The sequence below is a fragment of the Caballeronia sp. LZ033 genome, assembly GCF_031451265.1.
Lineage (GTDB): Bacteria > Pseudomonadota > Gammaproteobacteria > Burkholderiales > Burkholderiaceae > Caballeronia.
The window spans coordinates 1-21,287 of the sequence record NZ_JARUXQ010000009.1; the positions used below are offsets into that span (position 1 = coordinate 1).

Below are 21,287 nucleotides of genomic sequence, written 5' to 3' on the forward strand. Positions count from 1 at the left end.
GCCATACTCGTTCGACGCCAGAAAGATGCGATTCGCATACATGCCGCCGAGTGCGCTCACGTCGAGCGCGACGGCGGGTGCCGTGCCGTTGCCCGCGACCGGCGTCGCGGCGAGCGAATCGTGCTCGATGCCGTTTGCGCCCGTGACCGCGTTGAGCCGGTTCGCGTAAATGGCCGCATTTACCTGGATTGCGCGCGCGAGCAGGTCGACCTGATCGATGTTGGCGGCGTTCAAGCCCGCACCTTGCACAACGATGCTGCCGCCGTTGACGGTGAAACCCGTCAGCGACCCGTTCGGCCCAAAGTTCGGCGTGCCCGTGGTCAGAATGGCGCGGCTCGTGTTGATGAAGCCGCCCCCGTCGACTATCAATCCGTTTGGATTGGCAACAACGACCTCGGCGCGCGGCCCGGCGACTTCAACGTACCCTCGAATCGCGGAGGGTGAAGGGCTCATCACCTGATTAACGATCACACGCGCGGAGCCGCCCGGCGCGAGGTTGGCGTTGCCGTTGATCAGTCCGGCCTGCTGCGTCTGCGTGATGGCGGGCGAGTTATTGAGAATCGCGCCTTGTCGCTGAACGTCGAATTGGGAGTAATGATTGAGCGACACCCCCGCACCCGAAGGCTTCGCGATATTCACCTGTGCGACGCCATTCTGCGCCTGTAGAACCTGCGCACCAGAGCCCGGGACCGCGACGATCTGTGCACACGTGGGTGCAACTGAAGCAAGCGCTCCGAAGCACAGCAGGGTGGCGGCAACGAGCGGACGCAACAGGAGGTGCCGCGCCGCGTTGCGCGTGCCTGCGACCCGCATGTCCGGCCCGCTGCCGTGAGCGCATGCAAAATCGGCGACAGCGACGTGCATCTTCCGCAGACGGCTGTACACCAGCTTGAAAAGACCGTGATTCATGTTCTTGCAGGAAGGGAGTCGGCGGAACCGGCTCGCGAGGCATGGCAACGTAAGCAAGCAGCACGTGTATTGTCAGCGCTCCGAATTGCCCGGCGTAGGCCGATAAATCTGAAAAAAAAGCCTCGCACGAGGCGAGGCGCAAAAATCAGAGGCGTGCCTGTTGCCAGTCCGTGGCGCGACGGAACGATCACGCGGGACCTGGGATCGGTGCCTCTCAGGGAGGCGAGGACAGGTCAGCCAAGCGCGGCGACCTCGATTGCAATGAGCCCGCGCAGCTTGCTTGCGTGGTGAATCGTGATCGAGCACGTCGCCGGAAGCTGACTCAGGTACGCGCGGATAGCAGGGGGGCGGGTGGAATACGGGTATGGATTGCGGTGCCTCTGACGCTCACGGGTTCGCCCTTTTGTGGTGAGGGCCCGCGTCCCTCTCGAAGAGAGGCGACGGGCCAATAGCAGAGTTGAGCGTCTGGAGCGACGATGAACCCAAATCGCTCTGCACCCTCTACTACGGCCCGCCATTGAACGGTCGGACACGATGCACGTCCGTGCAAGGACGTGAGAGATCGGAAACCTGCGAATTCAACCGCCTCGCCCTTGACAGGCGAAGCAGGGTTCTTCTCATGTGCGGCTCACAGGTCGCTTAAAGCCTGCTTCCGCGATGCACTCGCCGAACCGCACAAACTACGCACAATCGCGCCTAATTGCACTGAGAAGATTCTGAGTCTTGCGATGCGTTGAATGTGCGTGATTCGCTGCCCGTTGTCCATACTTGTGACGCGATCGCGCAAGGGTTTGGCGCACGCGGTGAAACGATGATGAGCACGGTACGCCGCGCCGGGCTTCTCTGCTCAATGTTTGAGGCACGTATCAACATTCTTCCACGTACACGTGTCAAGCCCCGTATGCACGATCGGCTTCACCGTCTTGCCCTCCGCAAGATCACGCATCACCATCGCCGCCTGATAACCCATCTCCTCCGGACGCTGACCCACCAGCACATTCACCTTGTGATCCTTCAAGGCCTGCAGTTCCGGCGCGAGCGTATCAGCCGACACAATCACGAACTTGCCGCTCTGGATCTTGTCCATGATTGGCGCAACCACCTGCGAATAGGCCTGCGGCGCAAACAGCGGCCAGCCACCCTCCAGCACGAACGCATCCAGTCCGCTGGCGTTCGCCGTCAACGTGTCCTGCATCATCTGGTTCGCTTTCGCCGCATCATCATTCACGTAGAGCGGGCACGCGCTGATCTCGTTCCAGCCATTCTCGCCCGCCAGCTTCGAGACGCCTTTCTTGCCCGCCAACGCATCGCGCGTCCCCTGAGCCCTCTGATTGATGTTCTCAGCAGCCGGGTTGCCCATCACCAGACATATCTTTCCACCCTTCGGCATCAACGTCTTCAACTGCTCGCCAAGCTTCACACCCAGGTCGTAGTTGTCCGTGCCGACATAGCTCTTGCGCAACGACTGGTCCTTCGGCAACAAATCCGCATCCGCAGTGATGACCGGAATCTTGCTGCCACGCCGGCGAATCACTTCGGCAATCGCCGGCGCATTCGATGGCGAAATCGCAATCGCTGCCACGCCCTTCGTCAGCAAGTCGTCGATGATCTGCACTTCCGCGCTTTCGTCAGCCGCCGTCGCCGGCCCCGTGTAGTAGCACGTATAGCCTTGCTTGCTCAGCTCCTTGTTCGCCCGGTCGCAGCCCTGATGCATGAGATCGAAATAGGGGTTGTCGAGGCCCTTCACCACCAGGGCCAAGGTCTTGTCCGCCGCGTGGGCAGGTGAGGCCAGCATCGCCAGGCTTCCCAGCGCAGCAAGGTACACCAATGCTTTCTTCATTTTCGTCTCCAGTAAGACAGCTCAGTCCGTCTGCCGGTCGCCGCCGAGCCGGTTGAAAAGCACCGCGACGATGATGAAGAAGCCCACCACCGTGCCCTGCCAGAATGAATCAACGCCGAGCAGGATCAGGCTGTTGCGGATGACCTCGATCAGCGCCGCCCCGACGACCGTGCCAAACGCGCTGCCCATGCCGCCCATCAGATTCGTGCCGCCGATCACCGTAGCCGCAATCACGCGCAGTTCGTCGCCCGTGCCGAGACCCGTCGTCACCGCGCCGAGCCAGCCAACCTCGAGGATCGCGGCGACACCCGCCATCAAGCCAGCCAGCACGTACACCGAGCAGATCACACGGCGCACCGGCACGCCGGTCAGGTTCGCTGCATGACGATTGCCGCCGACCGCGAAGACATAGCGGCCCCAGCGCGTCCAGCCAAACGCAAACCAGAACAGCAGCGCGAGCACGACGAGAAACCACACCGGATTGGCGACGCCGAGCGTCGATCCGCCGCCAAGCGCGAGCAGCTTGCTGCCGTCGGGACCAAAGTCGAAGATGGTGCGGCTGCGGGATATGACGAGCGCGAGACTGCGGCCGACGCTCAGCATGCCAAGCGTCACGACGAAAGGCTGCATGTTGAGATAGGCGATCAGGAAGCCATTCACCAGGCCGACGAGACCCGCGGTCAGCAAGCCCATGCCGATGCCGGCCCACAACGGATAGCCGGCGTTCATGACCACCGACAGCACGACGCCGCTGAGGCCGATGGTCGATCCGACCGAAATGTCGATGCCGCCCGTGACGATCACCGCCATCATGCCGAGCGCGACGATGGCGACGAACGCGAAGTTGCGCGTGACGTTGAACAGGTTCTGCGACGTGGCGAATGTCGAGGTCGCCAGAGACAGCACGATGCAGGCAACGATCGTCGCGAGCACCACCCAGAACACCTGGCTTGCAAGCATGCCGGACCAGCGCGTATGCGTCCGCGCTGACTGCGGATCATCGAGCACGACCGGAATCGGGTTCGGCCTCTGTTGGGCATCCTTCAAGTGAGGTCTCCAGGCGGTGAAAGTCAGGCGACGGCGATGGCTCCGGTAATGAGACCGGTCACTTCTTCCGGCGATGTGTTGCCCGTCGGCTTGTCGGACACCTTGTGGCCCCGCCGCATGACGACCACGCGGTGCGCCACGGCAAACACGTCGGGCATGCGATGACTGATCAGAATGACCGCGATGCCATGTTCGGACAGCCGGCGAATCAGGTCGAGCACCTCGGCCACCTGACGCACGCTGATCGCGGCGGTCGGTTCGTCCATGATGACGAGCCGCGCTTCCGACAGACGCGTGCGCGCAATTGCCACGGCCTGCCGCTGACCACCCGACATCTGCCGCACGAGATCGCGGGGACGCGTTTCGGATTTCAATTCACGAAAGAGTTCGCCGGCCCGCTGATACATGGTGGCGTGATCGAGGACGCGGAAAGGCCAGACGCCGATGCGCGGTTCCCGGCCCAGAAAGACGTTGGCGGCGGCCGTCAGGTTGTCGCATAGCGCGAGGTCCTGATAGACGACCTCGATGCCCTGGGCGCGCGCATCGACAGGCTTGCTGAAGTGCACCGGCTGGCCGCTCATGCGGATCTCGCCCTGCGATGGCGGGAAATTCCCGGCGATGATCTTCACGAGCGTCGACTTGCCGGCGCCGTTGTCGCCCATCAGACCCACCACCTCGCCGGGCTCGAGGCTGAATGTCACGTCGGTCAAGGCCTGTATCGCGCCGAAGTGCTTCGAAACCTCCTTGAGTTCGAGAAGACTCATGGACGGGCGGGCTCGCGGTGGAGTCGTCCATGCTGCGGCGCGGGCGACGGTTGGATTCGCTGACTAGCTATTTTTTTAGAGCATGGCGCCCCTTTTAGCAAGGCACTTTCAATCAGCGCTTTCCCGAGGCCCGGCAGCGTCGCGAACGCCTTGTGTCCTGACTCGCACCTTACAGGCTTGCCGCAAGCAGTCGAAGCCTTACATTCCCCTCAGCGCTGCGACAGCGCCTGCGCCGATTGCAGCAGATCGTCCAGCATCGACTGACGGCGTTCAGGGTCCGTGTCGCGGCCCGTCATGAAGCACAGCGCGGCGATCGGAATGCCCATGCGGTCGCGCACGGGCGCGGCCATGCAGAGGCGGAACGCATTGGACAGACCTTCCGTGCAGCAATAGCCCAGTGCTTTCGCGTGCTGCACGTCGCGCATGAATTGGTCGAAATCGATGCGCACGCCGTTGTCGAGCACGAAGTCATCGGCGGGAATCAGCGCGCGGATGGCGTCCGCGTTCATGTGGCCGAGCAACAGGCGTCCGGTCGCGGTCCACGGAATGGGCACGCGCACGCCGATATCCGAGCTGATGTTGAAGGGACGCGCACTGTTCTCCGATAACACCACCGCGTACTTGTTTCCTTCGAGCATGCACAGCTGCGTGGTCTCGTCGTACTTGCGTACGAGCGCGAGAATGGACTGATGCGCGCGGCTGATGAGGTCGTTGTGCGCCGCGTAGTCCGAGCCGTAGTAATGCATCTCGCGTCCGAAGAACACACTGCCGTCCGCCGATGTTTCGAGCCAGCCCACGTCGGCGAGAATGGCAACGAGTTCATAGATGCTCGAACGCGGCGAGCCGGTCGCTTCGATCAGCTCGCGCATCGTCATGGGCCGCTGCGCATGATGCAGCTTCCTGAAGATATCGATGACACGGTCCACGCCTCGCGCGCGCGACGATTCCGTTGCTGCCATTCGCTCAGCCTTCAATGGTCGAGTACACGGCTGAGAAACTGCCGCGTGCGTTCGTTCGCCGGGTTGACGAAGATGTCGTCGGGGCCGCCTTGCTCCGCAATCACGCCCTTGTCCATGAACACGACGCGATCCGCCGTCTTGCGCGCAAAGCCCATCTCGTGGGTGACGACGACCATCGTCATGCCGTCGCGCGCCAGGCCGCGCATCACTTCCGTCACTTCGCCGACGAGTTCGGGATCGAGTGCGGACGTGGCTTCATCGAAGAACATGATGCCCGGTTCGACCGCCAGCGCGCGCGCAATCGCGACACGCTGCTGCTGTCCGCCCGACAACTGGATTGGATAGTGCGAGGCACGGTCCGCGAGACCCACGCGGTCGAGCGTCTCCATGGCGCGGGTACGGGCGTCGGCAGGCGACATGCCGCGCGCCTTGATCAAGGCAAGCGTGACATTGCCGAGCGCGGTCTTGTGCGGGAACAGATTGAACTGCTGGAACACCATGCCGACGTGGCCGCGAATTTCGCGCGCGCGCTTCGGATCGTGCATCGGCACGTCATTGACCCAGACCTGGCCGGAGTCCGTCGTCTCCAGTCCGGCCATGATGCGCAGCACCGTGCTCTTGCCCGAACCGGATGCGCCAATCAGCACGAGCACTTCGCCCGCGCGCACGTCGAGATTGATGTCGTTGAGCACGCGCGTCGCGCCGAATGCCTTGCTCACGCCCGTCAGTGAAATGACGGGCTTGTTCTGGAGGGAATCGCTCACGTCAGTCTCCGGCGGTCATGATGGCGCACCCATTGCGAAAGCGGGAAGCACACGATGAAATAGATCAGCGCGACGAGTCCGTAGATCTCCACCGGCTTGCCGATGCGATCCACGATCGCCTGGCCGCCGTGCATCAGTTCGGACATGCCGATCATGCTGACGATCGACGTATCCTTGATGAGCGACAGATACTGACCGACGAGCGGCGGCAGCACGATGCGTCCGGTCTGCGGCAGCACGACCGAGGTGAAGGCCTGCATGCGCGACAGACCAAGGATCTGCGAGACTTCCCACTGTCCCTTCGGCACCGACTCGATGCCCGAGCGGAAGACTTCCGCGATATACGCGCCCTGATACACGCTCAGGCCGATCACGCCCGCTGCAAAGACATCGATGGCGTAGCCGAAGTACGAGACGCCGAAGTAGATGAACATCAGCGTGATGAGCACGGGCGTGCCGCGAAACAACTCCGTATAGAGCTTTGCGATGCGGTCCGTTCCCCACGGCCCGAACGAACGCAGCACGGCGGCAAGCAGGCCGATGAGCGTGCTTCCGACGATCGCCGCAAGCGACAGCAGCAGCGTCGTCACGAGCCCTTGCAGCAGGATCGACAGACTGTTTTTCAGCAGCTCGAGTGACATGGCTCAATCCCTTATGCACTTTTCGCACGATTCGCACGACGCAGCGAGAATCCCGCCCCGCGCGCGCCCGGCCTCACGATGAGCGGCGGATGAAACATGCGCGCGCCGAGCTGACTGGCAATCCACGACAGCACATTGCTCAGCACCAGATACGCGACCAGCACGACCGCGAACGTCTGGACGTACAGGAGCGTGCGCGAATTGATGACGGTGGCGGTGCCGGTGAGTTCGGGCAACGCAATGGCCGACAGCAGCGACGTACCGAGCAGCAACTGGATCAGATAATTGACGATGGCCGGATACACCGCGCGCGCTGCCTGCGGCAGCACGATCTCCCTGAAGATCTGCCCGCGTTCCAGCCCGAGAATGCCGGCTGCCTCGATCTGTCCGCGCGGCACGGACTGCATGCCCGCGCGAAACACTTCCGACAGATACGCGCCCACGTTCACGCCCAGCGCGATGACACCGGCCCAATAGGCATCGAGCGCGATGCCCATCGACGGCAAGCCGAAGAACACGATGAAGATCTGCAGCAGCACCGGCGTATTGCGGATGGCTTCGACATAAGCCCGCGCGATGAACCGCACGATGGACGACGGCGACATGCTGGCGAGCGCCGCGATCAGCCCGAGCGCAAGCGCCAGCACGAACGACAGCAACGTGACCTGCAAGGTCAGCCAGCCGGCCTTGAGGAACTCGGGGACATAGCCCCATAGCGTCATCCATTGATAGCTCATGTGCGCCTCCGCGTCAGAACTGCGGATTGAGCGGATATTTCGGATCCACGCCGAACCACTTCTTGTACAACTGCGCATTCAGCTTCGATGCATTGATGTTGAACAGGAACAGGTTCAGGTAGTTGAGCCACGCCTGGTCGCCTGCCTTCACGCCGAACGCGTTGTATTCGAGCGGCACAAGTGCTTCGTTGGTCACGGCCAGTTCCGGATCGAGCTTTGCCTGATACGCGAGGAAGTTGTTGTCCTCGATCATGGCATCGGCCTGGCCTTGCTTGACGGCGAGAATGGCCGCCTGCGAACTGTCGTATTCCTGGATCTTGACGGGGATGCCCATCGAGCGGACTTCGTCGCCGTTGGTCGAGCCCTTGACCGTGGCGATGGTGCGCCCGCTCATGTCCTTCGCCGACTGGATGCCGCTGCGCTTCTTCACGAGCATCGCTTCGCTGGCCACCACGTAGGGCGAGGTGAATTCGACGACCTTCGCGCGTTCGAGGTTGCGCGTGAAGTTGCAGAACACGACATCGACCTTGGCGGTCTGCAGGTTCGGGATACGGTTCGCGCTGGTCGTGTTCACGACTTCGAGCTTCACGCCCATCTGCTTCGCGAGTTCCTTGGCGAGGTCGACGTCATAGCCATCCGGATTGCCGTCCTTGTCGTAGAAGCCGAACGGCGCGAACGTGAGGCAGTCGCCGACGCGCAGCGTGCCGCGCTGAAGCACGGCTTGTAGCGTCGATGCGGGGGCCGCCGCGGATGAACCCTGCTCGGGCGTCGCCACTTTCGTGCAGGCGGAGAGGGCGAGGAGTCCGCTCACAGCGGTTGCGGCAAGCAGCAAGACGGCCTTGGTGCCCTTGATGCCCTGGGTGGCGAGCTTCATGTTCAGATCCTGGTCGAAGGGGTGGTCTGAGAAACCGCTTCCGGCTCGGTCTTGCATTGGCGATGCTTCCATCAGAGCAATCGTTTGTCCGGTATATCGGACAGCTATCTGGCGAGCCGGATTGATGCCAGAGTGTTGGACGTAAAAAAGGACTGTGCAAGCGGCCAGAACCCTTATTGCGTTTTGGATTTTGTTGGGCTAACTGGCGATCGCGCTTTTATCCCGGCAACCGATTCGGCCTACGCGCGTTCCGTAAAGTGCTTGGTCACGACCGCTGCCAATTCCTGCAATTCCGACTTCTCATCGAAACGCTCCTCGCGCCGTGACCTGAGGAAGAAGCGGGCCTTCGGAAGGGACGGAAGAGCAGGTTTCGACAAGGTCCGAAGTCCGGGCCGCGCGGCCGCGGAGGCGTTGAGACAACCCACGCCGAGCCCGGCTTCCAGGGCGGCGGTGAGGCCCTCGACGCCGGACGCGATATGACTCACGTAGAAAGGAATGCCTTTTTTCTGCAGGCTGTCCACCGCCAACCGATGCAGGGAACAGAACTCGGGCAGAAGGACAAGCGGCACGGCACGCCCGCGAGGCAAGTCCGGACGATCGACGGCGGTCACCCATTGCAATGGCTCGACACCGAGCTCGGTGCTGTCGTTCGAGCGGCGGAACTTCGCGCCTGTCAGGCTCATCAGCAACGCAAGATCGATTTCGCCGCGCTCATACGCTGCCTGAATATCGGACGTCATGCCGACCAGGCTGCGCAGCCGGATCCGGGGACAGTCCGTCACGGCTCGCGCGAGCAGTTGTCCGAGATCCGCGCTGCGGAAGTACCCCGTGACCCCGATGCCCACCTCGATGTCCTCGGGAATCTCGTGCATGTCGCGCCACGCAGCCTCCGACAAGCCGACAATCCGCCTCGCATGGCGCAGCAGTTGAACGCCTGCGGCGGTAGGCGTGACGCCGCTCTTGGCGCGCAGCAGCAGCGTCTGGCCCGCGCGGGCCTCCAGTTTGGCCAGTTGCTCGCTCAAGGCGGATTGCGAAAGGCTGCGCGCGGGCGCGGCCGCCGTGATGCTCTTCGCGTCCACCGCGGCAATAAAAGACTTCAGCTGTTCGATGTCGAATGCGTGCATTTTTATCCCCCGGATTTACCGATGGATATTAGACCATCTTCCCGCTTTTCGGGAGCGTCGGAGACGGGCACCATGAACGCATCCAATCACACACAGGAGCGAATCATGCCTCACATCACTATTCAACTCTCGGGATCCCGCGACCGCGCGCTGGGCCGGCAAGCAGCGGAAGCGGTCAGCCAGTTGACCGCGGACATTCTCGGCAAGAAGCCTTCCGACATGGCCGTGACGCTTGACTACATCGCCGATGAGGATTGGCTGGTGGGTGGGAAGAGCCTGGCTGAACTGTCGGCGGCATCGTATTTCGTCGAGGTGAGCATCACCGACGAGACGAATACCAAGGCGGAAAAGGCGGAGTTCATCCGCCAGGTGCACGAAGCGATGCGCGGCTTGCGCGCGGCTGTCCATGAAGTCTCGTACGTTTATCTGATCGACGCTCGCGCTACTGCTTATGGGTTCGGCGGACGGACGCAAGAGTGGCGGCATCAGCAGGCAGGCGTCTAAGCGCACTTCAGGGAGAGAGCCATGCTCGGAGACATCCTGGAAACGATCGGCTCACTGGGCGTGTTGGCCAGTGCGATGGTCCACTACAGCATTGCCGTCAGCGGTCGTGGTCAGGCGCCGGCGGAAGATCCGGGCGGTTACCTGGATCGTCGACAAGGAGCGTGTATCGACGATTCAGGCGCGGCGCACGACCGCGCTTCCGACCACTGACCGGGTCGGTCATTTGACCGATACCCGGCGCAGGAGTCGGATGCGATCGTGCATGCATTCCAGGCAACGAATCGCAGCATGACGTCGCCCTGACTGTCAGTCTTATCAAGAGGAGCATCCCTATGAAGTTGAAAGCATGTGCGGTCGCCGCCATGACGTGTATCGCGCTGTTCACTGCGAGTCCTGCTTTCGCGCAAACCGGCCAGGCTTCAGCGTGTGCTTCGGTCAGGAACGTGGTGTTGGTGCACGGGCTTTTCGCAGACGGTTCGAGCTGGATGAAGGTCATTCCGCTCTTGCAAGCCAAAGGACTGCACGTCACTGCCGTACAAAACCCGACCACTTCGCTGGATGCGGACGTTGCCGCCGTCAAGCGCGTCCTGGCCCAGCAGGACGGTCCGACGCTGCTGGTCGCTCATTCGTACGGCGGCATGGTGATCAGCCAGGCGGGCGACGATCCCAAGGTATGCGGGCTCGTCTACGTCGCCGCGCGCGCACCCGATGCCGGCGAGGACTACACGGCTCTCACGAAGACATTCCCGGCCGCGCCTGCGTCGGCAGGATTGCAGTGGTCGGTTGACGGCTATGGCAGTTTGTCAGAGCAGGCGTTCATCGACGACTTCGCGGGAGATCTCCCCAAGCCGGAAGCGAAGGCCTACTTTGCCGTTCAGCAGCCCATGGGGCGGGCAATCACATCGGCGAGAACGACCGTCGCCGCATGGCGCGACAAGCCGACATGGTACGTGGTGTCCACCGAAGACCGCACCATCAATTCCGATCTCGAGCGCTTCATGGCCAGGCGCATGCACGCTCACTCCGTCGAGATCAAGGCGAGCCACATCGTGCTGATATCGCATCCGAAGGAAGTCGCAGATCTGATTCTCGATGCCGTGGGTGAGAAAAACTGAGGCGACGAGCGTACTTGATTCACCTTCCTGCCGCGACCCGAGCCACGCCTCGAGGCCCGCAAAGCGTCTCCACGAGATCGACGAGGTGCCTGTTCCCGACGAGTGCGCCTTTGCGAAAGCAGACCCGATGATGACGGGCCGCCCAGGGCTCCTTCAGTTCCACCACGGTGACGTTCCCCGGTTTCCGTTTGCCGATCGCGGATCCCGGAACGATGCTGATGCCGGCGCCCGACGCAACCAGTCGCAGCACCGCATCGAAACTTGCGACTTGCACCCGTACGTCGAGGCCGCCGCCCAGCGCAGCGGCCTGACTCATGAGATAGGTGTGAAGCGCCGAGCCATTTTGCTGGCATATCCACGGCTCGCGGAAGCACTCGGTGAAGCGCGCCGCGCCACGCCGCGCCAGCCGGCTTTCTGACGGCGCCACCACGACGAAGCGGTCTTCGCGATAGGGCGGGAACTCGAGATCGGGATGGTCCGAGTCGACCGCCACCACACCCAGGTCAGCGCGACCCTGCAGGACCGCCACGATGATGTCGGTGCCGAGCCGCTCTTCCAGGGTGATGCGCACGGACGGACGTGCAGCGAAGAAGCGGGCGAGGTCGTCCGGCAGATGGAAATTGACGACGTTGTTGGCGAAGAAGGTCAGGTGCGTCGTCAATCCGAGCGCGTAGGGCGAGAGATCCGCATGCATCTGCTCGTGCCGCGCCACACAGTGCCGCACGGGTTCGAGCATCACATTGCCGGCCGCGGTCAAGGACACGCCCCGTGCCTGACACACGAAAAGGGCGACGCCCAGTGCCTCTTCCAGTCTCTTCAGCCGAAGGAACAAGCCGAAGGAAGCGAAGTGGCTTTCGCCGGAAGAGAACCAGCATCGGCAGTGCCGTCGCGTGTCCGCGATCTGCAACGGCCTGTTTGCGCTGGGATCGGCGGGATTGCTCGACAACAAGCTGGTGACGACGCACTGGATGGACGTGCCTCGTCTGGCCAGCATGTTTCCGAAGGCCCGCATCGAGCCAGATCATATCTTCGTCCGCGATGGCAGCATCTATACGACGGCGGGCGTGACGGCGGGCATCGACCTGTCGCTCGCGATGATCGAGGACGACTTCGTGCGGCAGCTGGCGCTCGATGTCGCCAAGTGCCTGATCGTCTATCTCCGGCGCGCGGGCGGCCAGTCGCAATTCAGTCCGCTGCTGGAAACGCAGGCGTCGCCGGGATCGCAAACGGTCGCGGTGCAGCAATACATGCTCGATAACCTGCATGTCGGTCATTCGGTGACCTCGCTCGCCGAGCGCGTGCATATGAGTGCCCGCAACCTGTCGCGGATCTTTTCGAAGGACTGCGGCATCACGCCCATGACCTTCCTCGCCAATGCGCGAATCGACGCCGCGCGGCGCTATCTCGAGGCGACCGAACTACCGCCGCGTGAGATTGCCCGCCGCTGCGGCTTTGACGATACCGACGGATTTCGCCGCACGTTCCTGCGCCGCTTGCAAATCAATCCCGCGGAGTATCGTGACCGGTTCAGATCCAGGGCCGCGGGCGAGAAGGCTTGACGGGCTCCGGGCGCATGCCCACATCGCGCACGGTCGCCCGGACGGCGGTTCAATCCTGGCGGGTGCAGCCGTTAAAATGGCGGCTTTCGCCCGGATTCCGTTCATGTCGTTCGCCTCGCTTGGTCTGATCGACCCGCTGCTGAAAAACGCGCAGCGTCTCAACTACCAGACACCCACGCCAATCCAGCTCAAGGCGATTCCGGCCGTGCTCGATGGCCGTGACGTCATGGCTTCGGCCCAGACCGGGACAGGCAAGACGGCGGGATTTGCTCTGCCGCTGCTGCAACGGCTGGTGCAACAAGGCCCAAGGGTGTCGAGCAACCGTGCGCGCGTGCTGGTGCTGGTGCCCACGCGTGAGCTGGCTGAGCAAGTGCTGCAAAGCTTCACTGATTACGGCGCAGGGCTCGATCTACGCTTCCTCGCGGCTTACGGCGGTGTCAGCATCAACCCGCAGATGATGAAGTTGCGCAAGGGCGTGGATGTGCTCGTCGCCACGCCCGGCCGTCTGCTGGATCTCCATCGTCAGAACGCGGTGCAGTTCGATCAGGTGGAAACGCTCGTGCTCGACGAAGCCGATCGCATGCTCGACCTGGGTTTCGCGCGCGAACTCGACGCGGTCTGCGCCGCCTTGCCTGCCGCGCGGCAGACCCTCTTGTTCTCCGCCACCTTCACCGACGAGATCCGCGCCATGGCGGCGAGTCTTCTGCGCAGCCCGGTCGATATCAGCGTCAGCCCGCCCAATGTCACTGCAAGCAAGATCAGGCAATGGGTGGTGCCGGTCGATAAGCGGAACAAGCCCGATCTCTTCATGCACCTCGTAGCCGAGAAGAAGTGGACGCACGCGCTGGTGTTCGTCAAGACCCGCAACGGCGCGGACTATCTGTCGGTCATGCTGGACGAAGCCGGTTACGCGGTGGACACCATCCACGGCGACAAGCCGCAGCCCGCGCGTTTGCGTGCGCTGGAGCGGTTCAAGACGGGCGAGGTACAGATGCTGGTTGCCACCGACGTCGCCGCGCGCGGGCTGGACATCGATGCATTGCCGCTTGTGATCAACGTCGATCTGCCGATCAAGCCGCAAGACTATGTTCATCGTATTGGCCGTACCGGGCGGGCGGGATCGAGCGGCGTGGCCGTGTCCCTCGTCTGTGCCGATGAAGCGCCGCAGCTGGCCGCGATCGAAGCATTGATCGGGCAAACGTTGCGTCGCGAAGAGGTGCCGGGTTTCGAAGCCGATCACCGCGTACCGGAAACCAGTGCGACGGGCCAGATCATCAAGAAACCGAAGAAGCCGAAAAAGCCCAAGGTGTGGCAAGCAGCGGCTGGGGGTGAAGACACCAGCCTGTCCGGCCCGAACCCGTTCAACGTAGCAAAGCCGCGGAGCAAACCGGCCGGCAAACCAACCGGCAAACCGTCTGCGGCGTCCCGCAAGCCAGCGGACAAACCCGTGGGCGGCCGCGGCAAACGCCCACGTTGAACCAGTTCGAACGAGAAGCTTGCTGCAATCAACGGTCGCGTCGCAACTTACGATGCGCATGCGCGGCCATTACATTCCCGCCATCGCAGCGGCGATTCTTGGTCGCGACGGCGTCTGTCCATCGAGCTGGCCGGGCGACCGCTTCGATCTGGTGTGGGTCCTCGACCGAACCAACGGCACGGGACCGTGGAGCTTTTCGCAGGTTCCGCAGTTGCTGCTCGCGGGGGATCAGGCGAGCGTCATTTCGGTCAGCGCCGCCGCGCAGGAGTAATGGCTTCGATCTCGCCGGAAGCACTCCGTCATCGTTGTCAAGGGACATGGCTACTCTACTGCGACAGCAAAAACCATCGTGAATCAATCACGCAAATCCTCAACTCCCTTGCCAGTCCACCGCTTCAGCGCCCGGCGAAAATTCGCCGCGTCGCTGAAGCCGAGCAGCATCGCGATATCTTCCGTACTCATCTTGGTCGTCCTGAGATACTCCAGCGCAAGCGAGCGTTTGACATCATCGACGATAGCCTGAAACGTCGTGCCTTCGTCATTCAGCCGCCGCCTGAGCGTGCGTGAAGTCAGATGCATCGACTTCGCGACGGCTTCCATGTCCGGAAAGCTTCCGGGCGTGGACATCAGGCTCTGATACACCTCGCCCGAGATGCCGCTCGATGTCTTCGCCTGTCCTATCAAGCGGTCGCAGGTCTCCTGGAGCATGGCCGTCGTCAGCGGATGAGCCAGTTGCGGCTTGCGGCCGAGGATAGCGCTGTCGTAGATCAGCTCGCACTGGTCCTGTCCAAAGAGACATTCGCATCCGAGATACTCGGGGTAGATGTCCGCGTGCAAGGGCGCGGCGTACGAGAAACATGCTCTCACCGGCGGGCAGAGTCCGCCCGCCACGTCCTGAAGATGCGTCACGTGCTGGGTGTATTGCTGCTCGATGATGAATTCGCGCAACTCGCGCGACGGACTCGAAACGAACGCGTCGGGAAACGTCCACACCATGCGATCCGGATACTCGGTCCATTCGATCGCAACCGTGGGCGTGGCCAGGCTGTGGTACTTCACGCCCAGCTTGAAATAGTCCCGCAACGACAGACACGACATCAGCGCATAGCCGTACATGCCGTATGCCGACAAATGCAGCTTGCGGCCCACCTTGAACGGCGTCGCCGGTTCGCAGCCGAGCAGGACCGCATTGCGGCAGACGGTGGCGTACTGGCCGACCGAAGTCAGCACCGATGCGTCCTGGAGTTCACCCACGGTGACGCCCGAGCCGTTCAGGCTGTCTTCGGGCGCAATCCCTTGCTCCTCGAGCACCTCGACCAGTGCGGCGATCTTGTAAGGCGCGAACATGCGTTCGTTCAACGGCGGTCGGATGGTAGCCATGCTTGCCTGGTGTTTTCCAATGTCCTCTGATGACGTCCGAGTGTCCGAAAAAGACCTTTCCCCGGGCATGCTATCTCAATAACATTCCGGTCACAAGGCGCCACTCCGTGCGAGCGGCCGACCCAAAAAACGGAGACAAGGACACACCGATGAGCGATTCCGCCCGCAAGGTCATTATTTCTTGCGCTGTGACCGGCGCGACGCATGTGCCGACTATGTCGGAGCATCTGCCGATCACCCCCGCCCAGATCCGCGATCAGGCGATCGAGGCCGCTGCGGCAGGCGCCGCGATCATCCATCTTCATGCACGCGATCCGCACGATGGCCGCCCGACGCCCAGTCCTGACATCTTCCGCCAGTTCGTGCCCGCGATTGCGGAAGCGACGGACGCGGTCATCAACATCACGACCGGCGGCAGCACCCGCATGACGCTCGAGGAACGGCTCGCTTATCCCTTGCTCGCCGCGCCGGAGATGTGTTCGCTCAATATGGGATCGATGAACTTCTCGATCCATCCGCTCGCAGCGAAGGTGTCGTCATGGCGCTACGACTGGGAGAAGGCTTATGTCGAAGGCATGGAGGACGGGATCTTCCGCAACACCTTCAAGGACATCCGCCACATCCTGCTCGAACTGGGCGGGCGAGGGACGCGCTTCGAGTTCGAGTGCTACGACCTCGGCCACCTCTACAATCTCGCGCATTTCGTCGATCAGGGCTTGATCAAGCCGCCGTTCTTCATTCAGTCGGTGTTCGGCATTCTGGGCGGCATGGGTGCGGACCCCGAGAACATGACCGTGATGCGCACCACGGCCGACCGGCTGTTCGGACGCGAGAACTATCACTTCTCGGTGCTCGGCGCGGGCCGTCATCAGATGCCGCTCGTCACGATGAGCGCCATTCTCGGCGGCAATGTCCGCGTCGGGCTGGAGGATAGCGTCTACATCGCGAAAGGCGTCAAGGCCGAATCGAATGCGCAGCAAGTGCGCAAGATCCGCCGCATCCTCGAAGAGCTGTCGTTCGAGATCGCCACACCGGACGATGCGCGCGCCATGCTCGGCCTGAAAGGACGCGACACGGTTGCACCGTAAGACTTTCGATATTCAAAGACAGGGCGCAGACCCATCCTGGAGACACCATGAACCTCATCGACGATCTCGACAAGCTGCATCGCGTCGCCACGCACAAGGCGATGCAGCGGCTGATTCCCCTCATGTGTGCGATCTACTTCATGTCGTTCCTGGATCGCACGAACGTGGCGCTCGCGAAGGCGCAACTTGCCATCGATGTCGGCATCAGCGCGGCCGCATACGGACTGGGCTCGGGCATCTTCTTCATCGGCTATGCGCTGCTGGAAGTGCCGAGCAATCTCGCGGCGCACCGGGTCGGGCCGCGTCGATGGATTGCGCGCATCGCGGTGACATGGGGCATTCTCTCCACCGCGATGATGTTCGTGCAGGGCGAGTGGTCGTTCTACGTGCTGCGCGTGTTGCTGGGCATCGCCGAAGCCGGACTGTTCCCGGCGCTGATGTACATGGTCACGTTGTGGTTCGCGCCGAACGACAAGCCCGTCGTAGTAGGCTGGATCTATATCGCGCCGGCGCTTGCGCTGATGCTCGGCAGCCCGCTCGGCGGCGCGCTCATGCAGATGAACGGCCTGGGCGGCCTGCATGGCTGGCAATGGATGTTCATGATCGAAGGCATTCCGAGCGTGCTCGTGGGTATCCTGCTGTTCTTCAAGATGCCGGAACGTCCGCGCGATGCGCGCTGGCTGTCCGTCGATGAAGCCCGCGTGCTTGAAGCGCGCGCCGCCGCCGATGCGCACGCTCATCCCGAACTGACCTCATCCGACTGGATGGCCGCATTGAAGCGTCCCACGACGGTGCTGATGGGACTGATCTACTTCCTCAATCAGGTCGCGTTCGTCGGTCTGTATTTCTTCGCGCCCTCGATGATCCAGCAGATGCATGTGAAGACGCCATTGCTCGTCGGCGTGCTGTCCGCGAGTGTGGGTCTCGGCTTCCTGCTGGGCGTGCTCGTGCTGCCGCGGATTCATCGGCGCTACGGCAATGACTGCGCGTTTCTGGGCATGCTCACGGTCGGACTCATCGCCGGTGCGTGCGCGTTCATCGCTACATCGAGCCCCGCGGCGCGCATGGTGCTGCTTGCGGTCACCGCGTTCTTTGCCGGCGGCGTGCTGCCCTCGTACTGGTCGATTGCGATGAAGCGGTTGCACGGCATTCAGGCGGCGGCTGGGCTCGCATTCATCAATACGATCGGGCTGATCGGCGGCTTTGTCGGACCTTACCTGTTCGGGCTGACTGAAACGGTTACCGGACGCAGCGACTCCGGCTTTTACATCATCCTGGTGGCATCCTTGCTCGGCCTGCTGCTGGTGCCCGTGTTCGCCCGGGCCATTCGCCGCGAAGCCGAAGCGTCGCCGCCGCCTGGCAATGCCAGCGCTGCCGGCGTGCATTCCTGAACCACTGACGCCAGAGAAAAAAACATGAGACTACAAGACAAGGTTGCGTTGATCACGGGCGCGGGGCAGGGCATCGGCGCCGCCACAGCGCTCAAGTTCGCGCGCGAAGGCGCGGTGGTCGTCGCGTGCGATATCAACCCATCCTCGCTCAACGCGATCACCGAAGCATGTACGAACGCAGGCGCGCAGACGGCGGCGTACTGCCTCGATACGACCGACCGGCACGGCGTGGACGAAGTGATCGCGAGCGTGCTCGATCGCTTCGGCCGGATCGACGTGCTGGTGAACAACGCAGGCATCACGCGCGATGCACGTCTCCAGAAGATGACGCTCGACCAGTTCGACGCTGTCATCGACGTCAATCTGCGCGGAGTCTTCCACCTGAGTCAGGCGGTTTCACACGGGATGGTCGCGCGCGGTTCGGGCGTAATCCTGAACGCGAGTTCGGTCGTGGGCATCCATGGCAACTTCGGGCAGACCAACTACGCCGCATCGAAATTCGGCGTGATCGGATTCACGAAGACATGGAGCCGTGAACTGGGTCCGAAGGGCATTCGTGTGAACGCGGTCGCGCCCGGCTTTATCGACACGGCCATCCTGTCGACGATTCCCGAAGACGTGCTGCACAAGATGCGCGAGCAGGTTCCCCTGGCCCGGCTCGGGACAGCTGACGAGGTCGCGAACGTCTACGCCTTCCTGGCGAGCGACGAGGCCAGCTACATCAATGGCGCCGTCATCGAAGTGTCCGGCGGCATGACGCTCTAGAACTTTCTCCTTGCCATGAAACCTTTCGAACTGTTGAAGCCGCAGCCGGGTCTGCGGGTGTTGATCACCGGCGCGGCCTCGGGCATCGGCGCGGCGATGGCCCGCGCCTTTGTTGACGTGGACGCGCAAGTCGTGATCTGCGATGTCGATGCGGCCGCCGTCGAGCGCTTCACCTCGGCGAGCGCTTCGTTGTACGGCTGCGTTGCGGATGTCAGCGATGCGGCTCAGGTCGGGCAGGTCACGGCCCTGGCCGAACGCGCGCTGGGCGGACTGGATCTGCTGATCAACAACGCCGGCATTGCAGGGCCGACCGGAGCCATCGAAGAAATCGACGCGCAGCAATGGGAGCAAACCGTCACGACGAACCTGAACGGGCAGTTCAACTTCCTGCGCAAGGCCGTGCCGCTGATGAAAGCGACTTCGCAGCGTGCGGGCATCATTACGATGTCGTCCGTTGCAGGAAGGCTCGGCTACGCATTTCGCACGCCGTATGCCGCCACGAAGTGGGCGCTGGTTGGACTTACGCGATCCCTGGCCGTCGAACTGGGGCCCAGCGACATCCGGGTCAACGCCATTCTGCCGGGCGTGGTGGAGGGCGAGCGGATGGATCGCGTGATCGCGGCACGCGCCGAATCGCTCGGTGTGAGCGAGACGGCGATGCGTGACGAGTATCTGAAGAAGATCTCGCTGCGGCGCATGGTCACGGTCGACGATGTCTCCGCGATGGCGCTTTTTCTTGCATCGCCGGCGGCCCGCAATATCACGGGACAGGCAATCAGCGTCGATGGGAATGTCGAGTATCTGTGAGCGCGCGGCGCAGCTCAACGGTCTCTGCCGGCGTTATCCGGCCAGCGCTGGATGACGCTCTTGTAGTTCGTGTAGAAGCGCACGGCTTCTTCTCCGTGGGTGTGATGATCGCCAAACAGCGAGCGCTTCCAGCCGCCGAACGAATGCCACGCCGACGGCACCGGGCTGGGAACATTGATGCCCACCATGCCCACCTGGATCTGGCGAGAGAAGGCGCGCGCAGCGGCGCCGTCCGAGGTGTAGAGGGATACGCAATTGCCCAGTTCGTGCGCGTTGACGAGCGCGATGGCGCTGGCGAGATCGGGTACGCGCACGACCGACAGCACCGGCCCGAAAATCTCTTCGCGATAGATGCTCATGTCGGGCGTCACGTCATCGAAGAGCGAACCGCCGAGAAAGAATCCTTCCTCGTGGCCGCGCACGGTGTGTCCACGGCCATCGACCAGCAGCCTGGCGCCCGCCGCGACGCCGGCTTCGATATAACGTGTGACCTTGCTGCGATGAGCGGCGCTGATGAGCGGACCCATGTCCAGATCGGGCTCCATGCCGCCGCCGATCCTGAGCGAGCGCACGCGCGGAATGAGGCGCTCGACCAGTTCATCGCCGATAGCGCCGACCGCCACGGCCACCGATGTCGCCATGCAGCGTTCGCCTGCCGAGCCATACGACGAGTTGATCAAGGCATCGATCGTCTGGTCGAGATTGGCATCGGGCATCACGACCAGGTGATTCTTTGCGCTGCCAAGCGCCTGCACGCGCTTGGCGTGCCTTGCGCTTTCCGTATAGATGTACTCGGCCACGGGCGTCGAGGCGACAGCCGACACTGCCTTCACGTCGGGGTGGGCCATCAGCGCGTCGACGACCTCCCTGCTTCCATGCACGACGTTGAAGACGCCTTTCGGGAAGCCCGCCTCGAAGAACAGTTCGGCGAGCCGTATGGACGCCGATGGCGTGCGCTCGGAGGGCTTGAGGATGAAGGTATTGCCCGTGGCCGTTGCCATGACGAACATCCAGCACGGCACGACCACCGGAAAATTGAACGGCGTGACGCCCACCGCAACGCCGAGCGGCTGACGCAGATTCCATGCGTCGATGCCCACGCTGGTCTGATCGGTGAAGTCGGTCTTGAGCAGGTCAGGAATGCCGCAGGCGAATTCCACGATCTCCAGACCTCGCGACACTTCACCCCTGGCATCGTCGAACAGCTTGCCGTGATCGCGGGTAATGAGCTCCGCGACTTCGTCGGCGTGCGTCTCGAGCAGCGCCTTGAACTTGAACATCAGGCGCGCGCGAAGCAGCGGTGGCGTTTCGCTCCAGGCCGGGAATGCGGCTTGTGCCGCGCTCACGGCGGCGGCAACTTCGTCCGGCGTCGCGACCGGCACGCGCGCGGATACGCGCCCTTGCGCGGGATCGAATACGTCGGAAAACGACCCGCTGGTGCCGGCGACCCGTCGACCGTCGATGAAATGGCCCAGCTCCCGCACCGTGGATGACTTCGAATCGCTCGCTTCGCTCATTGCTTCCTCCTGTCTGTCCTGCGTG

At 62.7% G+C, this 21,287-nt stretch carries 23 protein-coding genes; 10 read left to right on the forward strand and 13 right to left on the reverse strand.

What is annotated here, in order from left to right; all coding sequences use genetic code 11:
- The 10 genes from QCE62_RS34415 to QCE62_RS34460 form a co-directional block, all read right to left on the reverse strand.
- On the reverse strand, positions 1-909 hold a 909-nt coding region (locus tag QCE62_RS34415; protein WP_309927821.1), incomplete at its 3' end, for a filamentous hemagglutinin N-terminal domain-containing protein.
- Positions 910-1,756: 847 nt separating this feature from the next.
- Complete coding sequence (locus QCE62_RS34420; RefSeq protein ID WP_309927822.1) at positions 1,757-2,749, reverse strand: sugar-binding protein; 993 nt, start codon at positions 2,747-2,749, stop codon at positions 1,757-1,759.
- Positions 2,750-2,770: 21 nt separating this feature from the next.
- Positions 2,771-3,796: an ABC transporter permease gene (locus tag QCE62_RS34425; protein WP_309927825.1), complete on the reverse strand. Its 1,026-nt coding sequence runs from the start codon at positions 3,794-3,796 to the stop codon at positions 2,771-2,773.
- Positions 3,797-3,819: 23 nt separating this feature from the next.
- Complete coding sequence (locus QCE62_RS34430) at positions 3,820-4,560, reverse strand: ATP-binding cassette domain-containing protein (RefSeq protein WP_309927826.1); 741 nt, start codon at positions 4,558-4,560, stop codon at positions 3,820-3,822.
- Between the two features lie 209 nt (positions 4,561-4,769).
- Entirely contained in the window at positions 4,770-5,519 is a 750-nt protein-coding gene (locus QCE62_RS34435) for an IclR family transcriptional regulator (protein ID WP_309927828.1), read from the reverse strand.
- 11 nt (positions 5,520-5,530) lie between these two features.
- Complete coding sequence (locus QCE62_RS34440) at positions 5,531-6,283, reverse strand: amino acid ABC transporter ATP-binding protein (protein ID WP_309927831.1); 753 nt, start codon at positions 6,281-6,283, stop codon at positions 5,531-5,533.
- On the reverse strand, positions 6,280-6,924 hold the full coding sequence (locus tag QCE62_RS34445; protein WP_309927834.1) for an amino acid ABC transporter permease: 645 nt from the start codon (positions 6,922-6,924) through the stop codon (positions 6,280-6,282). The genes QCE62_RS34440 and QCE62_RS34445 overlap by 4 nt, the downstream gene beginning before the upstream one ends.
- A gap of 11 nt (positions 6,925-6,935) precedes the next feature.
- The gene (locus tag QCE62_RS34450) at positions 6,936-7,661 is read right to left on the reverse strand and encodes an amino acid ABC transporter permease (protein ID WP_309927835.1); all 726 of its coding nucleotides are present in this window, start codon (positions 7,659-7,661) and stop codon (positions 6,936-6,938) included.
- A 13-nt stretch (positions 7,662-7,674) separates the two neighbouring features.
- Positions 7,675-8,535 carry a transporter substrate-binding domain-containing protein gene (locus tag QCE62_RS34455; RefSeq protein ID WP_309927836.1) on the reverse strand — a complete coding sequence of 287 codons (861 nt, stop codon included), beginning with the start codon at positions 8,533-8,535 and terminating at the stop codon, positions 7,675-7,677.
- 239 nt (positions 8,536-8,774) lie between these two features.
- Positions 8,775-9,659, reverse strand: a complete 885-nt coding sequence (locus QCE62_RS34460) for a LysR family transcriptional regulator (RefSeq protein WP_309927838.1) — start codon at positions 9,657-9,659, stop codon at positions 8,775-8,777.
- Positions 9,660-9,764: 105 nt separating this feature from the next.
- Between QCE62_RS34460 and QCE62_RS34465 the strand changes: the two genes are divergently transcribed.
- The 3 genes from QCE62_RS34465 (at position 9,765) to QCE62_RS34475 (ending at position 11,278) form a co-directional block, all read left to right on the forward strand.
- Complete coding sequence (locus tag QCE62_RS34465) at positions 9,765-10,163, forward strand: 4-oxalocrotonate tautomerase family protein (RefSeq protein ID WP_309927901.1); 399 nt, start codon at positions 9,765-9,767, stop codon at positions 10,161-10,163.
- A gap of 21 nt (positions 10,164-10,184) precedes the next feature.
- Positions 10,185-10,373 (forward strand): hypothetical protein, encoded by a 189-nt coding sequence (locus tag QCE62_RS34470; RefSeq protein ID WP_309927840.1) that lies wholly within the window; start codon positions 10,185-10,187, stop codon positions 10,371-10,373.
- 122 nt (positions 10,374-10,495) lie between these two features.
- Positions 10,496-11,278: an alpha/beta hydrolase gene (locus tag QCE62_RS34475; protein WP_309927842.1), complete on the forward strand. Its 783-nt coding sequence runs from the start codon at positions 10,496-10,498 to the stop codon at positions 11,276-11,278.
- A gap of 19 nt (positions 11,279-11,297) precedes the next feature.
- Here the strand turns inward: QCE62_RS34475 and QCE62_RS34480 are convergent, their stop codons facing one another.
- Complete coding sequence (locus QCE62_RS34480; RefSeq protein ID WP_309927845.1) at positions 11,298-12,185, reverse strand: LysR family transcriptional regulator; 888 nt, start codon at positions 12,183-12,185, stop codon at positions 11,298-11,300.
- Here QCE62_RS34480 and QCE62_RS34485 point away from each other — a divergent pair.
- The 3 genes from QCE62_RS34485 (at position 12,169) to QCE62_RS34495 (ending at position 14,585) form a co-directional block, all read left to right on the forward strand.
- On the forward strand, positions 12,169-12,837 hold the full coding sequence (locus tag QCE62_RS34485) for a helix-turn-helix domain-containing protein (protein WP_309927847.1): 669 nt from the start codon (positions 12,169-12,171) through the stop codon (positions 12,835-12,837). The genes QCE62_RS34480 and QCE62_RS34485 overlap by 17 nt on opposite strands.
- Positions 12,838-12,940: 103 nt before the next feature.
- The gene (locus QCE62_RS34490) at positions 12,941-14,314 is read left to right on the forward strand and encodes a DEAD/DEAH box helicase (RefSeq protein ID WP_309927849.1); all 1,374 of its coding nucleotides are present in this window, start codon (positions 12,941-12,943) and stop codon (positions 14,312-14,314) included.
- Positions 14,315-14,333: 19 nt separating this feature from the next.
- Positions 14,334-14,585 (forward strand): hypothetical protein, encoded by a 252-nt coding sequence (locus tag QCE62_RS34495; RefSeq protein ID WP_309927851.1) that lies wholly within the window; start codon positions 14,334-14,336, stop codon positions 14,583-14,585.
- 83 nt (positions 14,586-14,668) lie between these two features.
- On the opposite strand, the gene QCE62_RS34500 is transcribed toward QCE62_RS34495, so the two are convergent.
- Positions 14,669-15,694: an AraC family transcriptional regulator gene (locus QCE62_RS34500; RefSeq protein WP_309927852.1), complete on the reverse strand. Its 1,026-nt coding sequence runs from the start codon at positions 15,692-15,694 to the stop codon at positions 14,669-14,671.
- A gap of 149 nt (positions 15,695-15,843) precedes the next feature.
- Here QCE62_RS34500 and QCE62_RS34505 point away from each other — a divergent pair, with 149 nt between their 5' ends.
- Genes QCE62_RS34505 through QCE62_RS34520 form a run of 4 tightly spaced genes read left to right on the forward strand, consistent with a single transcriptional unit; the run spans position 15,844 to position 19,745 of the window.
- Positions 15,844-16,782, forward strand: a complete 939-nt coding sequence (locus QCE62_RS34505; protein WP_309927853.1) for a 3-keto-5-aminohexanoate cleavage protein — start codon at positions 15,844-15,846, stop codon at positions 16,780-16,782.
- 47 nt (positions 16,783-16,829) lie between these two features.
- Positions 16,830-18,173, forward strand: a complete 1,344-nt coding sequence (locus QCE62_RS34510) for an MFS transporter (RefSeq protein ID WP_309927854.1) — start codon at positions 16,830-16,832, stop codon at positions 18,171-18,173.
- A 24-nt stretch (positions 18,174-18,197) separates the two neighbouring features.
- Positions 18,198-18,938, forward strand: a complete 741-nt coding sequence (locus tag QCE62_RS34515; RefSeq protein ID WP_309927856.1) for a beta-ketoacyl-ACP reductase — start codon at positions 18,198-18,200, stop codon at positions 18,936-18,938.
- Between the two features lie 15 nt (positions 18,939-18,953).
- Complete coding sequence (locus QCE62_RS34520) at positions 18,954-19,745, forward strand: SDR family oxidoreductase (protein ID WP_309927858.1); 792 nt, start codon at positions 18,954-18,956, stop codon at positions 19,743-19,745.
- A 14-nt stretch (positions 19,746-19,759) separates the two neighbouring features.
- Here the strand turns inward: QCE62_RS34520 and QCE62_RS34525 are convergent, their stop codons facing one another.
- The gene (locus QCE62_RS34525; protein WP_309927860.1) at positions 19,760-21,262 is read right to left on the reverse strand and encodes a CoA-acylating methylmalonate-semialdehyde dehydrogenase; all 1,503 of its coding nucleotides are present in this window, start codon (positions 21,260-21,262) and stop codon (positions 19,760-19,762) included.
- Positions 21,263-21,287 lie beyond the last annotated feature (25 nt).